Here is a 14,295-nt window from a genome sequence, read left to right on the forward strand (position 1 = left end):
CCGCACTTTCGCTATGAAAGATGCGTTTCTTCCAGTGTTTGGGAAACCACAACCATAGGGTGGGACGGCGGGGCCGGAGGTATGTTTCCCGGGTGGAGCAGCCCAAGGAGTTCGTCTTCGACATCCCCGTCGGCGCCGGGGTAGCCACCCGCGCCAACACCGACGGGCCGCCCGCCGTCCCCAAGGACGCGGCCACGGTGATCCTCGTCCGTGACGGTGCCGAGGGCGTCGAGATCTTCCTGCAGCACCGGGTCAAGGGCATGCCCTTCGCCGGCGGCATGACGGTCTTCCCCGGCGGCGGCGTCGACAAGCGGGACGCCGACGCGTCCGTGGCGTGGGCCGGCCCGGCGCCGTCGTGGTGGGCTTCGCGCTTCGGGTGTGACGACGCGCTCGCGCGGGCGTTGACGTGCGCGGCGGTGCGCGAGACGTTCGAAGAGTCCGGCGTGCTGCTCGCGGGCAGCGCGGACGAGGTGCTCGTGGACGTCACGCCGTACGCGGCGGCGAGGCAAGCCCTGGAGACCCGCGAGGTGTCGCTGGCCGGGTTCCTCGCCGACGCCGGGCTGACGCTGCGCGCGGACCTGCTGCGCCCGTGGGCGCACTGGATCACGCCCGAGCAGGAGCCGCGCCGCTACGACACCCGCTTCTACGTCGCGAAACTGCCCGACGGCCAGCAGGCGGACGGCGCGACGTCCGAGGCGTCGAGCTCCGGCTGGCAGCGTCCGGAGGACGCGATCGCCGACGCCCGCGAAGGCCGCCGGATGCTGATGCCGCCGACCTGGCTGACGCTGAGCGAGCTCGCCGAGTTCGCGACCGCCGACGACGTGCTGAACGCGCAGCGGGAGATCGTCCGCATCGCGCCGACGCTCGTCCGCGAGAACGACCAGGTCCGCGTCGTGCTGGAGCGCCGATGAGCGCCCCGGCCTACGGCGTCCTGCGGCCGGTGACGGCGTCGGCGTCGGTGCTGCTGGAGAACAACCCGTCGTCGATGACGCTCGAAGGCACGAACAGCTGGGTGCTGCGGGCGACGCCGGAGCGGTCGGCGGTCGTCGTCGACCCCGGCTACCGCGATCTGGACCACCTCGAACTGCTGGCCGGTGTCGGTGAGATCGAGCTGATCCTGCTGACGCACTTCCACCCCGACCACGCCGAGGGCGCGCCGTGGTTCGCCGAGCGCGTCGGCGCGCCGGTGCGCGCGTTCGACCCTTCGCTCTGTCTCAACGCGACGTCCATTGAGGACGGTGAGCTGATTTCGGCCGGGGGCTTGGAGATCCGCGTCCTGCACACGCCCGGGCACACCGGCGATTCGGTGTCGCTGGTGCTCGACGGCCAGGTGCTGACCGGCGACACCGTGCTCGGGCGCGGCACCACCGTGCTGCACGACCTCGGCGACTACCTGCGGTCGCTGCGCAAGCTGATCGAGCTGCCGGCGGGCACCCTCGGGCTGCCGGGTCACGGTCCAGAGCTCCCCGATCTGCCCGCGACCGCGCGCGAGTACCTTGCCCATCGGGAACAGCGGCTCGACCAGGTGCGTTCCGCCTTGAAGGTGCTCGGGGCGGACGCCACACCGCGCCAGGTGGTCGAAGTCGTCTACGCCGACGTCGACCGGGCACTGTGGGCGCCCGCCGAATGGAGCGTGCAGGCGCAGCTGGATTACTTGCGGTCGGAAGGACAGGGATGAGCAACGTCGAGGTGGAGTTCTACTGGCGGCCCGGGTGCGGGTTCTGCGCCGCGCTCGACCGGCCGATGTCGAAGAGCGGCTTCAACATCCGCAAGATCAACATCTGGGAGGACCCGTCCGCGGCCGCGCGCGTACGCGAGGTCGCGAACGGGAACGAGACCGTCCCGACGGTGATCGTCGGCTCGGTCGCGATGGTCAACCCGTCGTTCGCCGAGGTCGAGGCCGCCGTCAAGGCAGCTCAGGCGGCCTGAGCGCGTACCACTCCAGGCTGGGCCGCTTTCCGTGCAGGAAGGCGGCCCAGACTTCGCGCAGCCCGGCCTCCTCTTCGAAGCCCTTCGGCGCGCCTTCGAGCATCGGCGCGGCCCAGACGTCGTGAGTGCCGAACAGGAACGGCAGGTCGACGCAGTGGCACGCGCCGAACTTGTTCCCCGGTGCCTGCCAGTCGACGCGGTAGACGAACGCGTCGAGCTTGCCGGCGAGCCGCGGGATGTCGCCGGCGAAGAACGTGCTGGTCGCTTTGTCGACGACGTCTTGGGGCGCGTCGGGGACGAACGCGCGTAGTTCGTCGCGCGTCCAGCTGATGAGCGCTTCGCCGGGTGGCGCTGCTTCGATGAGGTCGTCCGCGACGAGATCGCCGTCGGCGACGAGCTGGAACGGCGGTTCGAGCGAACCGGGCTTCGTGGTCTTCGCGACGACCTTGAGCTGAGCTTCGAGCAGCTGTTCTGTTGTTGCCTTGTGGATGTCTGCTTCTTGCCGCAGCAGCAAAGCATTCTGGTTCGCATCGTCCCAAGTGGACGGTCGCATCCCGAGCGGCGCGCTCTGCAGGGCGATCCGCTTGACGAGGTTCTTCGTCCGCGGTGACGACCACAGCGCGAGCGTCGACTGCGCGCCCGCCGACTGTCCACCCAGGGTGACTTCGGCGGGATCGCCGCCGAACGCGGCGATGTTGTCGCGGACCCATTCGAGGGCGGCGAGCTGGTCGGCGATCCCGAGGTTCGGCGGGACGCCCTCGGCGGCCAAGAACCCCAGCGCGCCGAGCCGGTAGTTGAGCGTCACGACGACGGCGTCCGCCTCGCGGGCCAGTCGCGTGCCGGTGTACCAGACCTGGCCGCCCGAGCCGCTGGAGAACCCGCCGCCGTGGATCCACACGAGCACCGGGCGGCGGCCGGTGACCGACGGCGTGAAGACGTTGAGCGACAGGCAGTCCTCGCTCTGCGGCAACGGCATCGGCCCGAGCGCGTGTTCGAGCCGCGACGGCGGTTGCGGCGCCGCGGGCCCGGGTTCGAAGGCGTCGCGGACGCCGGTCCACGGCTGGGGCCGCGTCGGCAGCTCGAAGCGGTTTGCCTCCGCGTAAGGGATTCCGCGGTACGCGCCGTTCCGTCCGCGGACCTGCCCGCTGGTGGTTTCGACGATCATCAGGCCTCCTCTTCGAAGAAAACGGCGGCGCCGTACGCGTCCTCGGCGCGGACGAAGAACCCGCGGTCGCGGGTGGTGGTCGGGACGTGCTGCCCGACCAGGTTCCGCGCCTTCTCCAGATCGTCCACCGCGACCCCGTGCGCCGCAAAGTACGGCAGCCGCGGAGCCGTCTCGCCGGGCAGGACGCCGTCGAGGTCGCTCGCGCCGACGATGTCGACAAGCTGCTCGCCGCCGGTCGTCACGTCGTAGCGTTTGCGGTAGGTCTCGACCTCGTCGTCGGCCACGACCAGCAGGATCCCGGCGACCCGGCGGGCGCCGTTCGGGTGATCGAGGTAGCGCGTCTGGTGGACGTACTCCGGAGTGAGGTGCTCGGCGGTGTGCAGGATGCCTTCGGGCGTCTTGTCGCGGCTGATGTGGACACTGCGGAACCGCGCGGTGCGTGTGCCTTCCGGCAGTTCGACGTCGCGCTGCAGTGAGAGCACGCCGGACGTCGAGAGCCCGGCTTCGCGCAGCCGGCGTTCGGCTGCTTCGGAGTCGTCGCAGCCGAAGGAGACGCCGTGGAGGCCGTCGCCGCGGTCGTCCAGGATCGGCAGCACGCGCCACGGGTCGCCGGCGGCCTCGTCGACGATGCCGATCAGTTCGAGGAAGGAGCCGCCGAAGTAGGCGCAGCGGTTCGCCGTGCAGCTCGGCAGCAGTTCGCCGCCTTCGCTGCGGGACGCGAAGTGCCGCGACGGCGGGCTGAGCGTAAAGCCGAGTTCTTCGTAGCGCTGCCAGGTTTTCTCGTAGTTCCGGGTGAGGAAGACGGCGTGGTCGATGTTCATGCCCCCAACGTGCGATCTTTCGGGCAGCCGCTCCATCCGTGGCGGGATCGTGCGCGAAATCCGACGTTCTCTAGGCTGATTTGATGGATTCCGACCTCTTGGACGAGCTGGACCGCCGGCTGGCGCACGCACTCCAGCTCGACGGGCGGGCGTCGTTCAGCACGATCGCCGCGGTGCTCGGCGTCTCGGACCAGACGATCGCGCGCCGCTACCGCAAACTGCGGTCGTCCGGGGCGCTGCGCGTGGTCGGTGTCCCGGAGGCGGCGCCGCTGCGCCAGGTGCACTGGCTGGTGCGCCTGAGGTGCGTCCCGGACGCCGCGGCCCCGATCGCGGCGGCCCTGGCCCGGCGCGCGGACACGCAGTGGGTGAGCCTGATGTCCGGCGGGACGGAGATCGTCTGCTTCATCCGCGCCCCGCAACGGGAAGAAGCGGACGGCCTCCTCCTGGGCCAGCTCCCGCGGACGCCGCGAGTGGTCTCGATGACGGCGTACCGGCTGCTACGCCGCTTCGCGGGCGGCCCGGCAGGCTGGCCGGGACGGTCGAGCGCGTTGCCGGAGCCGGCGGTGGTGTCGCTACGCCGTCCCCCGCTCGGGATTCCCTATCGCCCGGAGCCGGAGGACCCGGCCCTGCTGGCGGCGCTGGCCCACGACGGTCGCGCCGACATGTCGACACTTTCCAGTGCCGTGGGTCGCTCGGAGTCGACGACTCGCCGACGCCTGGAGCACCTGCGTGACGCGGGAGTGCTGTACTTCGACGTCGAGATAGATGCAGCCCGCCTCGGCTACCCGTTGACGGCGACGCTCTGGCTGACGGTGGCCCCTTCGGCCCTGTCGTCAGCGGGCCGCGCGCTGGCGAGCCATCCACAGGTCGCTTTCGCCGCGGCGACCACGGGCCCGTCGAACCTGGTGGTGAACGTGGGCTGCCGCGACGACGCGGCCCTGTACGAGTATCTGGCCGACGACCTGGGTGGACTGTCCGGAGTCCAGCAGGTGGAGACGGCCCCGATGATCCGCACCCTGAAACGCTTCGGCACGCTGGATCCGGTGTAGCAACGGCAGGCGAGCGAGCGACTCAGTGCCTATGGACGACGAGCGCGCGATCGACTTTGTCCTCAACGGCGAGCGGCACCACCTGAGCCGCGCTCAAGTGCTGGCCGCGGCGGCACGCGGCGGACCGGAGCCGATCCACAAGCATTGGGTGTCCGTCGACGATCGGCAATGGCCGCCGAGGCAGCTGTTCGAGCGGGCCACCGGGGTGGCCCGCTCGGAGTTCATCTCGCACGCCGCGATCCGGCACCTCCGCCGGCTCGGCTTCTCGACCAGTCCGCTGCCTCAAGAGTCCGAAGTCCCGGCAGACCCGAGGCCCCGCGAGCCGAAAACCACCCCGCCACCACCGCCGATCGACATCGCCTCGGCGGTCACTTCCTTCATCGAGTTGCTGCGGTTCTTCGGCGACGAGGACTTGTCCAGCCGCGTGCTGCGACTGGAGGACCGGCTGGAAGGTGCCGACCGCGAGAATGTCGACGACCGGGTGGCGGCCGAGGGGATGACCGACGGCCTGCTTCAGGCAGCGCTGCTGGTGCGGCAGCACGCCGGCCGGATCAACGACCTCATCCACGCGGCGATGATCGTCCGTGCGCTGCCGAAGATCCTCGAGCCGGACGAGCGCATCGTCCGGCGGCCATCGCTGGCCGCCGGGAACGATCCGAGCCGGAAGTTCGACCTCGAGACGAGTCTTCGGGTGGCGGAATTCAAGGCGGGCCAGTGGAAGGGCCGCGACGCCATGCGCAAACGCGGGCTTGTAGCGGATTTGGTCGGCCTGGTGCTCGGCCGTGGCGATCGTCGTGCGGAGCTTTACGTGCTCGGCCGCCTGCCCATCGAATTCCTGCGCACCAGCAACTCGACCATGGAGTGGGCACTCGGCCGCTCGTCGCCCCACCTCCGGCGAGCCTACGAAGACCGCTTCGGGAAGGCGTCGTTCACCGTGCGCCAGTTTGCCGAGGGGCCGGCGGCGGATGTGGCTTTGATCGATCTGGCCGAGGTGCTCAAGGCCGCATGAGTCAGCGGGCCAGCATCGGCATCAGGTAGTACGTCAGCTCAACCTCCCCCTCGACGACCTCGGCCGCCCGGAGGATGCACGCTCGCATGCCCGGCTGGATCGACAGCTCCACCCGCTCTCCGGCGAACGCGCTCAACGCGTCCAGCAGGTACCGGGCCTGGAACGACGGCGACGTCCGGCCGCCGCTGACGTCCGCCTTCAGTGTTTCCTCCGCCTCGCCCGCGTCCTGGCGCGCACTCGCCAGGCGGACCTGCGCGTCACCGACCTCCAAAGTCAGCACCCGGCGGTCCTCCGCGTACACGCCGACCCGGCGGACCGCCGCCGCGAGGGTGTTCGCGTCCAACGTCACCTTGGTGTCGACCGCGCCTGACGGGATTGCCTCCTCCGACAGGAAACCCGCGTCGAGGACCGCTGTGCCCACCAACCCGCCTGCCCAGCTCACACCGAACCGGCCCGGTCCGGTGTGGAGGCCGACGACACCGCGCGCCTGCCGCGCCGCCTCCGTCAGCAAGGCCGCAGGTACCAGGACATCCAGCGAACCCGGCGACCGCAGCGGCAAGCGGGCCACCGCCATCCGGTAGCGGTCCGACGCCGTCAGCGTCAGCCGGCCGTCGGCGGCCTGGACGCGGACGCCGGTGAACAACGGCAGCGGATCGTCCTTGGCCGCCGTGCCGGCGACGATCCGCAGGGCCGACGCGAACGCCGGTCCGTCCACTTCGGACACTTGAGGTGAAACAAAAGCCGGAGAAGCGGCCGGAGAAGCGAGCAACGGCAACGCGAACCGCGCCTGGTCCAGCCGCAACGCCAGCCGGCTGCCTTCGACGACCAGGCGGACCGGCGCCGCGCCGAGCATCTTCACCGTCTCGGCCAGCGGGGCCGCGGGCACGGCCACCTCGCCGTCGGTGTGGGTGGTCGCCGGGCAGTCGAACCGGACGGCGAGATCCGGGTCGTTGCCCGCGACCGTCAGCCCGGACGCGTCCGCCCGCAGCCTCAGCGCGGCGCGCGCGGGCAGCAGGCGGGAGGCGGCGGAGACGGCCGCCGAGAGGCGGTGGGCAGGCGCGGTGACGTCCATGCCCGCAAGCTAGCGGGCACCACCGACAAAAACGACGCCGTCGCGGAGGGCGTCGAACAACCGCTCCAGCCGGACGCGGTGGTCGTCCGCCACGACGTCCGGCGATTCTCCGGCGACGAGACGACGCGCGGTCTCCGTCAGCACCGCGGCGTACCCGGCGATGAAGAAGGCGGCGAGCAACGTCCCGCCGTCGCCGAGTTCTTCGGCCAGGACTCCTTGGAGCTCGGCGGCGATTTCGCGGGCGCGCGCGATCAGCGCCGGCGAGCCCGCGACGGTCCGGAAGAACGGGATCGAGTGGTCGTTGACGCCGGAGAGCGGGTGGCGGTCGTCGAAGAGCCGGAAAGCCGTGTCGCGCAGGGACGTCAGCACGTCGACGTCCGGGGCGCGGTCGCGCACCGCCGCGCGCAGGAGCTCGACGGCGTCGTCCGCGCGGTCCAGGAAGAGGTCCTCCTTGCGCGGGAAGTGGTTGAAGACCGTCACGCTCGAGACGCCGGCCACCTTCGCGATCTCGGCGACCGTGACCGTGTCGTACCCGCGCTCGAGGAACAGCTGAGCCGCGACGGCCGCGATCTTCGCGCGCGTCTGCGGCCCGCCACGTTCACTCGTCCTGGGCATCCGGACCTCACTCTCTTGTGTAACTAAACTTAGTCGCTTAACCTAGTCGCATGCGCACCGAACTGACAGCCCGCTCGCCGCGATCGTTGCGAGAAGCCTGGGTGGCCCTGGCCGGGCTGTCCGCGGTCTTCCTCTTCGAGATGCTGGACAACTCGATCCTGAACGTCGCACTGCCCACGATCGGCCGCGAACTGCACGCGTCGACGACCTCCCTGCAGTGGGTGACCGGCGCGTACTCGGTCGTCTTCGGCGGGCTGATGCTGGCCTTCGGCGCGCTCGCCGACCGGTTCGGCCGGCGGCGGATCATGCTCATCGGGCTGGTCCTGCTCGGCCTCGCGAGCCTGGCGACCGCCTTCGTCGGCAACGCGGAACAGCTGATCGCCGTCCGGGTGCTGATGGGGATCGCGGCCGCGATGACGACGCCGGGCTCGATGGCGCTGGCCTTCCGGCTGTTCGAGGAGGACAGCCTGCGCGTCCGGGCGACCACGCTCATCTCGACCGTGGGCCTGGTCGGGCTCGCGATCGGCCCGACCACGGGTGGTCTGGTGCTCGCGATCGCGCCCTGGCAGGTCCTGCTCCTGGTGAACGTGCCGATCGCCGCGCTCGCGATCATCGGCGTGCGGGCCGGCATCGCCGCGGACGACCCCGCTGACCTCCACCGCGACCCATTGGACGTCCTCGGAGCGGTGCTGGGCACGGCGACGATCGTACTCGCGCTCGTCGCGCCCACCCTGTTCGTGAACGAAGGCACCGGATCGTGGGCGCCGTGGACGGTCACCGCCGCGGCCGTCGCCGGGGTGATCTCGTTCGTCGTCCGCGAGCGCACGGCCCGGTTCCCGCTGCTCGACCTGAAGCTCGTCGCCCGCCCGCTGGTGTCCAGCGGCCTGGCGTTCAAGTCCGCGGCCGGGCTGGCGACCGCCGGCCTCGGTTACTTGGTGACGCTGCAGTTGCAGCTCGACTGGGGCTGGCCGCCCGCGCTCGCGGCGATCGGGCTGCTGCCGCAGGTCGTCGTGCTCGTCGCGGGCGGCCCGTTCGTCGGCCCGTTCGTGGAGAAGGTCGGTCTCGAGCGGGCCGCGTGGCTCAGCGCCACGGCGGTCGTGTGCGGGCTCGCGTTCTACGCGCTGCTCGGCCGGCTCGGCTACGTCTGGGTCGCGCTCGCCCTGGCGCTCGTGGCCGCCGGGCTGCGCGTGGTCGGCGTCGTCGCGGGGGTCAACGTCCTCCGCGGCCTGCCGGAGAACCGCACGACGATCGGCGCGGCCCTCATCGACACCGCGTCCGAGGTCACCACGGGCGCCGGCATCGCCGCCGCGGGCACCATCCTCGCGGCGCTGTTCACCGGCAGCATCGCCACGTCGAACTGGACCGCTCAGCAGACCGGCGAGTTCGAAACGGCGGTCACGATCGCGGCCCTGGTGCTGACGGCGGCGGCCGCGGCACTGGTCGGCTGGGGTTTCGCCAGGTCGCGACGCGCCACGACCTAGCGTCGACGCCGGCCAGCTCGGCCGTTCGACGGCTGCGGCCGGACGACTCCCGCGAGCGCTCGCCCGGTCAGACCCGCGCCACGTCCTAGCGACCCACCCCGACCAGCTCGGTCTGCTCGGCCGCCCCCGTTCGCACCGGCCGGACGGTGCCGCGCAGCAGCCAGACCACCCCCGCCAGCACCAGCCCGGCGACGCTCGCCGCCAGGAAGGCCGTGCTCGGGCCCGCGTGCTCGACGACGTAACCGCTCACCGACTGGCCGATGGCCAGCCCCAGGGTCACCGCCGTCAGGACCCAGCCGAACGCCTCGGCGGCCGTGCCCTCGGGCGCGACCACTTCGATCGCCGCGGAGTGGGCCGTCGACTGCGGGGTGATCAACGCCCCGGCCACCAGCATCGCCAGCGCCAGGCCCCACAGCGACGACGGCCACGCGAGCAGCGCCACCAGCGCGCCGAAGCCGCCCAGCAGCACCGGCAGCCGGACGCCGAGCCGGCGCGGCCACGGTGACAGGCTGTACAGGACGCCGAACGCGACCGAGCTCAGCGACCACGCCGAGAGCAGCAGGCCACCCACCGAGGCGTGCCCGGCTTCGGTGGCCGACGCCGGCACGGCGACCTCGACGAAGCCGATCACGATGCCGAAGCCGAGCGCGGCCAGCGCGAGCGTCCGCATGCCGGGGCTCGAGAGCGCGCCCAGCAGCGAGCCGCGCGAAGCGGGCGCCGGGCCCCAGGCCCGGACGGCCGGGCTCAGCGCGAACAGCACCGCGCCGGTGAACTGCAGGGCGACGCCCAGCACCAGGCCGGTACCCGCCCACGGCGCCAGGACCAGCAGCCCGGCCACGCCGGGACCGAGGATGAAGAAGACCTCCATGCTGATCGCCTCGTACGAGAACGCCGCGTTGCGCGCGCCGCCCGGGGGCAGCAGCCGCGTCCACAGCGCCCGCGACGCCGACCCGACCATCGGTTCCGCCAGCCCGGTGGCCGCGCCCAGCGCGACCAGCACGGCGGTCGGCGCGTGCGCTTCGATCGCGGTGACGAGGGTGGTCATCATCAGCGCCAGGAGGACGGCGACGGTGAGCAGTGGCCTTGTCGGCCCGAACCGGTCGATCAGCCTGCCCTGGATCACCGCGCCCACCGAGACGCCGGCGAGCGAGCCGGCCGAGACGAGCCCGGCGGCGGCGAACGAACCGGTTTCGCGCTGGACGTAGAGCAGGGCCGAGATGCCGATCATCGCGATCGGCAGGCGGGCGAGCACGGACGCGACGGCGGGCCGCCGGGCCGCGCGGGTCGTCAGCGCAGTGCGGTAGTCGGCGAGGGACGTCCGGCTTTCGTGGTTCGAGACAGACTGGGACACGCGTACCAGTATGCCGCAGAGTGGTACGTCGGTACCAGTTATTTACCGGTCAGGTTCGTCACCGGCAGACGGGGTGCGGATCTTGGTGCCGGAGCGAGAAGTCTCGATCCGGTAACACTCACGACATTCTCCGTGGGCTCCTGCAACGAAACGGCGCAGACAGCGTCCTTGAGAGTGAATGGCCTTGAATTCGTGGGTATGGGCCGTGATGGTTGAACAACAGCACAGAACCCAGCTCCCTCCGGCATATGGGTCGGGGCCTGGCCCGGAGGGCGGGGAGCGCGGATCGTCGGGGGATGGTCCGCGCGACAAACGAAGAGCCGGTGCGCCACGTCGGGGGTGGCGCCCGGCTCTTTGTTTTGTGCAACCACTGTGTTTGGGCTGAAGACTACGAAGAAGGCCTCCTGACCCGCGGGTCAGGAGGCCTTCTTCATGCGTAGAGCCGGATCAGCGGGCGCGGCGGGCCAGGCGCTCCGGGTCCAGGATCAGGACGCTCTTGCCTTCCAGTCGCAGCCAGCCGCGGTGCGCGAAGTCGGCCAGGGCCTTGTTCACGGTCTCGCGGGAGGCGCCGACGTACTGGGCGATCTCTTCCTGCGTCAGGTCGTGCGTGACCCGCAGCAGGCCCGCCTCCTGGCTGCCGAACCGCTGCGCGAGCTGCAGCAGCGCGCGCGCCACGCGGCCCGGGACGTCGGTGAAGATCAGTTCCGCGACCATGTTGTTCGTCCGGCGCAGGCGGCGCGCGACCACGCGCAGCAGCTGCTCGGCGATCTCCGGGCGGGTCGAGATCCACTGCCGCAGCGCCGGGCGGTCCATCGTGACCGCGCGGACCTCGGTGACCGTGGTCGCGCTCGACGTCCGGGGGCCGGGGTCGAAGATCGACAGCTCGCCGAACATGTCGGACGGGCCGAAGATGCCCAGCAGGTTCTCGCGGCCGTCCGGGGACTTGCGGCCGATCTTCACCTTGCCGGACTGGATGATGTAGAGCTTGTCGCCGGGTTCACCCTCGTTGAAGATGACATGGCCGCGGGGGAACTCCACGGATTCCAAGGTCTGGGCCAGCGCCTCCGCCGCTGCCGGCTCCACACCCTGGAAAATGCCCGCACGGGCCAGGGTTTCGTCCACCTCGGGTGCCTCCTCGTCGAGAAACGATCACGCTCGGCGTCGGTCGCAGAGCGTGACGCCAGTCACTTGCGCGTCAGTCTAGGGCGTACAGCCGAGATCGCCCGCCGGGCGCGCGGCCCGGCAAACGATCTCGTCCGAACGTGGAGCCTAACTCCGCACGCGACGCGCGCGTAGCCTGGCTGCCCGTCCGCCCAGCCTACGCAGCCGGAACAGCTCCAGCGCACGGCCGATGCCGTGCCCGTAGAGGGCCCGGACCTCGTTGGGCTGCGCCTGCTCGAGGAACTCTTCGACCTCGTTCTCCTGCACCGCGACGTGCTTCAACCGGCTCTCCACCCGTTCCATGAACAGGGCGAAGAACATGATCACCAGGGGGACCAGGATGACGAACCAGACGGTCATGGCCGGACTCCTGAACACAGCCGGAAACACTCAGTGAAAAGCATCTACTCCAGATCCTCGCTCATGGCGGCCGGAAACTGCGCCGAGGTGGTGCTCTGGCGTGTCGGTCGTCCACCGGTGCTGTGCCCGGCCCGTCCGACGGCGCCCGTAGGCTATCGGGGTGCCACCTGCCACCACGAACGCCCCCCGTGAGGGCGCTGGTGAAAGCCGGTTAGCTCTGGTGAGACGCGCCAGGCGGATGAAGCGTTGCCTCGACGACGTGTATCCGGACGCCCACTGCGAGCTCGACTTCACCACACCACTGGAACTGCTGGTCGCGGTCGTGTTGTCCGCCCAGACCACCGACGTCCGGGTGAACCTCGTCACGCCCGCGCTGTTCAAGCGCTACCGGACCGCCGCCGACTACGCCGGCGCCGACCGCCCTGAGCTGGAGGAATACCTGCGTTCGACCGGCTTCTACCGGGCGAAGGCGAACTCCGTGATGGGGCTCGGCGCGGCGCTGGTCGAGCGCTTCGACGGCGAGGTGCCCGGCAAGCTCGCCGATCTCGTCACCCTCCCCGGCGTCGGCCGCAAGACCGCCAACGTCGTGCTCGGGAACGCCTTCGACGTGCCGGGGATCACCGTCGACACCCACTTCGGCCGGCTGGTCCGGCGCTGGGGCTGGACGGCGGAGGAGGACCCGGTCAAGGTCGAGCACGTCGTCGGCGAGCTGATCCCCCGCAAGGAGTGGACGATGCTGTCCCACCGGGTGATCTTCCACGGCCGCCGCGTCTGCCACGCCAAGAAGCCGGCGTGCGGCGCGTGCCCGCTCGCCAAGGACTGCCCGTCGTACGGCACCGGCCCGACCGGGTTCGAGGAAGCCGCGAAGCTGGTCAAAGGCGTCGAAAAGGACCACATCCTGGCGCTGGCGGCGCCCCGGTGACGACCGTCACCAAATGGGCGCTGGCCGCCGCCGTGCTGGTGGTGGCGCTGATCGTCGCGCTGCTGCCGCGCGGGGGTGCGGACACCGCGGCGCAACCGTCGGCGGACCTCGCGCCCGCGCGCTCGGCGGCGGCGCTGCGGCCGTGCCCGTCGGCGAGCCCGGCCGCGCCCGTGAAACAGCTCGAAGGCGTCCGCGCCGACTGCCTGGGTGACGGCACGAGCGTCGACGTCGGCAAGGCCCTCGCCGGGGCTCCGGTGCTGGTCAACGTGTGGGCGTCGTGGTGCGAGCCGTGCAAGACCGAGCTGCCCGTCCTCCAGGACTACGCGAAGCAGGCCGGCGCCGTGCGAGTCCTCGGCGTCCAGGTCCAGAGCCCGGCGGAGGACGGCTTGAACCTGCTGGCCCGGCTGGGCGTGCACCTACCGTCGGTGTTCGACGGCGACGGGCGGAGCGGGCCGGTCCGGACCGCGCTGAAGGTGCCCTCGGCGTTGCCGGCGTCCTACCTGGTCACCGCCGCGGGCGCGGTGCGGTTCATCGCGAATCCCCGGACCTTCCGGAACACTGACGAGGTGCGCGTGGCAGTCGAGGGGGCATCGTGATCGGACCGCTGGTCGAGCCGGAGTCGGTCCCGGAGTGGCTGCGGCCGCTGGTCAAGGTCAGCGGCGAGGTCGATTCGAAGACGTTCACCCGGTTCAGCCCACCCGACGGCGCCTACACGCGGTCCGCCGCGGTGCTCATCCTCTTCGGCGAGCGCGAGGCCGACGGCGAGCCCGACGTCCTGCTGCAGCGGCGCGCCGACACGCTCGGCTCGCACGCCGGCCAGGTCGCCTTCCCGGGCGGTGGCGCCGAGGACGGTGACGGCGGCCCGGTCGGCACGGCGCTGCGTGAGGCCGAGGAGGAGACCGGGGTCGTCCCGTCGGGCATCCGGCCCGTCGCGATCCTGCCCGAGCTGTTCGTCCCGGTGTCGGCGTTCGCCGTGACGCCGGTGCTGGCGTACTGGGCCGAGCCGTCGCCGGTGCACGCGGTCGACCCGGGTGAGACGGCGTCCGTGGCGCGCGTCCCGGTGGCCGACCTCGTCGACCCGGCCAACCGGTTCACCGTGAAGAAGGCCGGCGCGCCGTGGAAGGGCCCGGCCTTCGAGGTTTCGGGCCTGTTCGTGTGGGGGTTCACCGCCGGGTTGCTGTCCGTGTTGCTCGGCCTGGGAGGCTGGGAGCGCGAATGGGACTCGGGCGACGTCCGGGACCTCGACGCGGCGCTGGCCGCGTATCAGGCGCGAGTAGCAGCGTCTCACCGGGGCTCCGCCCCGGGCCGGGGGCTCCGCCACCCGGAACCACCCCAAAGCGGGATGAGCGAGGAGTGACAC

Annotated in this window: 16 protein-coding genes; 9 read left to right on the forward strand and 7 right to left on the reverse strand. The window is 71.3% G+C overall.

Annotation, left to right across the window (positions count from 1 at the left end; translation table 11 throughout):
- Nucleotides 1-92: 92 nt before the first annotated feature.
- From OG494_RS39855 to OG494_RS39865, 3 genes are read left to right on the forward strand one after another with little or no spacing between them, the layout of a single operon-like run.
- Nucleotides 93-911, forward strand: coding sequence for an NUDIX hydrolase (locus OG494_RS39855; protein ID WP_328447676.1), 819 nt, complete (start codon nucleotides 93-95; stop codon nucleotides 909-911).
- Nucleotides 908-1,678 carry an MBL fold metallo-hydrolase gene (locus OG494_RS39860; RefSeq protein ID WP_328447678.1) on the forward strand — a complete coding sequence of 257 codons (771 nt, stop codon included), beginning with the start codon at nucleotides 908-910 and terminating at the stop codon, nucleotides 1,676-1,678. Before OG494_RS39855 ends, OG494_RS39860 begins: the two co-directional genes overlap by 4 nt.
- Complete coding sequence (locus tag OG494_RS39865) at nucleotides 1,675-1,929, forward strand: glutaredoxin family protein (RefSeq protein WP_328447680.1); 255 nt, start codon at nucleotides 1,675-1,677, stop codon at nucleotides 1,927-1,929. Before OG494_RS39860 ends, OG494_RS39865 begins: the two co-directional genes overlap by 4 nt.
- Here the strand turns inward: OG494_RS39865 and OG494_RS39870 are convergent.
- Both OG494_RS39870 and OG494_RS39875 read right to left on the reverse strand, forming a co-directional pair.
- Nucleotides 1,907-3,094: a carboxylesterase family protein gene (locus OG494_RS39870; protein ID WP_328447681.1), complete on the reverse strand. Its 1,188-nt coding sequence runs from the start codon at nucleotides 3,092-3,094 to the stop codon at nucleotides 1,907-1,909. The two genes, OG494_RS39865 and OG494_RS39870, sit on opposite strands and share 23 nt — an antisense overlap.
- On the reverse strand, nucleotides 3,094-3,915 hold the full coding sequence (locus OG494_RS39875) for a VOC family protein (RefSeq protein WP_328447683.1): 822 nt from the start codon (nucleotides 3,913-3,915) through the stop codon (nucleotides 3,094-3,096). The genes OG494_RS39870 and OG494_RS39875 overlap by 1 nt, the downstream gene beginning before the upstream one ends.
- Nucleotides 3,916-3,998: 83 nt before the next feature.
- Here OG494_RS39875 and OG494_RS39880 point away from each other — a divergent pair, with 83 nt between their 5' ends.
- Both OG494_RS39880 and OG494_RS39885 read left to right on the forward strand, forming a co-directional pair.
- Nucleotides 3,999-4,964 (forward strand): Lrp/AsnC family transcriptional regulator, encoded by a 966-nt coding sequence (locus tag OG494_RS39880; protein WP_328447684.1) that lies wholly within the window; start codon nucleotides 3,999-4,001, stop codon nucleotides 4,962-4,964.
- A gap of 31 nt (nucleotides 4,965-4,995) precedes the next feature.
- Nucleotides 4,996-5,973, forward strand: coding sequence for a hypothetical protein (locus OG494_RS39885; protein WP_328447686.1), 978 nt, complete (start codon nucleotides 4,996-4,998; stop codon nucleotides 5,971-5,973).
- 1 nt (nucleotide 5,974) lies between these two features.
- Here OG494_RS39885 and OG494_RS39890 read toward each other — a convergent pair whose 3' ends face one another.
- Both OG494_RS39890 and OG494_RS39895 read right to left on the reverse strand, forming a co-directional pair.
- Nucleotides 5,975-7,045 carry a DNA polymerase III subunit beta gene (locus OG494_RS39890; protein WP_328447688.1) on the reverse strand — a complete coding sequence of 357 codons (1,071 nt, stop codon included), beginning with the start codon at nucleotides 7,043-7,045 and terminating at the stop codon, nucleotides 5,975-5,977.
- Nucleotides 7,046-7,054: 9 nt separating this feature from the next.
- Nucleotides 7,055-7,660: a TetR/AcrR family transcriptional regulator gene (locus tag OG494_RS39895; RefSeq protein WP_328447690.1), complete on the reverse strand. Its 606-nt coding sequence runs from the start codon at nucleotides 7,658-7,660 to the stop codon at nucleotides 7,055-7,057.
- A gap of 50 nt (nucleotides 7,661-7,710) precedes the next feature.
- On the opposite strand from OG494_RS39895, the gene OG494_RS39900 reads away from it, so the two are divergent.
- Entirely contained in the window at nucleotides 7,711-9,141 is a 1,431-nt protein-coding gene (locus tag OG494_RS39900) for an MFS transporter (RefSeq protein WP_328447692.1), read from the forward strand.
- 85 nt (nucleotides 9,142-9,226) lie between these two features.
- Here the strand turns inward: OG494_RS39900 and OG494_RS39905 are convergent, their stop codons facing one another.
- From OG494_RS39905 to OG494_RS39915, 3 genes are all read right to left on the reverse strand, one after another.
- On the reverse strand, nucleotides 9,227-10,492 hold the full coding sequence (locus tag OG494_RS39905) for an MFS transporter (RefSeq protein ID WP_328447694.1): 1,266 nt from the start codon (nucleotides 10,490-10,492) through the stop codon (nucleotides 9,227-9,229).
- A gap of 447 nt (nucleotides 10,493-10,939) precedes the next feature.
- Entirely contained in the window at nucleotides 10,940-11,614 is a 675-nt protein-coding gene (locus tag OG494_RS39910) for a Crp/Fnr family transcriptional regulator (RefSeq protein ID WP_003081747.1), read from the reverse strand.
- 147 nt (nucleotides 11,615-11,761) lie between these two features.
- Entirely contained in the window at nucleotides 11,762-12,013 is a 252-nt protein-coding gene (locus OG494_RS39915) for a hypothetical protein (protein WP_013230551.1), read from the reverse strand.
- Nucleotides 12,014-12,251: 238 nt separating this feature from the next.
- Between OG494_RS39915 and nth the strand changes: the two genes are divergently transcribed.
- From nth to OG494_RS39930, 3 genes are read left to right on the forward strand one after another with little or no spacing between them, the layout of a single operon-like run.
- Nucleotides 12,252-12,935 carry an endonuclease III gene (gene nth, locus OG494_RS39920; RefSeq protein WP_328459167.1) on the forward strand — a complete coding sequence of 228 codons (684 nt, stop codon included), beginning with the start codon at nucleotides 12,252-12,254 and terminating at the stop codon, nucleotides 12,933-12,935.
- On the forward strand, nucleotides 12,932-13,531 hold the full coding sequence (locus tag OG494_RS39925; protein WP_328447699.1) for a TlpA family protein disulfide reductase: 600 nt from the start codon (nucleotides 12,932-12,934) through the stop codon (nucleotides 13,529-13,531). The genes nth and OG494_RS39925 overlap by 4 nt, the downstream gene beginning before the upstream one ends.
- Nucleotides 13,528-14,292, forward strand: a complete 765-nt coding sequence (locus OG494_RS39930) for an NUDIX hydrolase (protein ID WP_328447700.1) — start codon at nucleotides 13,528-13,530, stop codon at nucleotides 14,290-14,292. Before OG494_RS39925 ends, OG494_RS39930 begins: the two co-directional genes overlap by 4 nt.
- Nucleotides 14,293-14,295 lie beyond the last annotated feature (3 nt).

The organism is Amycolatopsis sp. NBC_00438 (assembly GCF_036026695.1).
Classification (GTDB): Bacteria; Actinomycetota; Actinomycetes; order Mycobacteriales; family Pseudonocardiaceae; genus Amycolatopsis.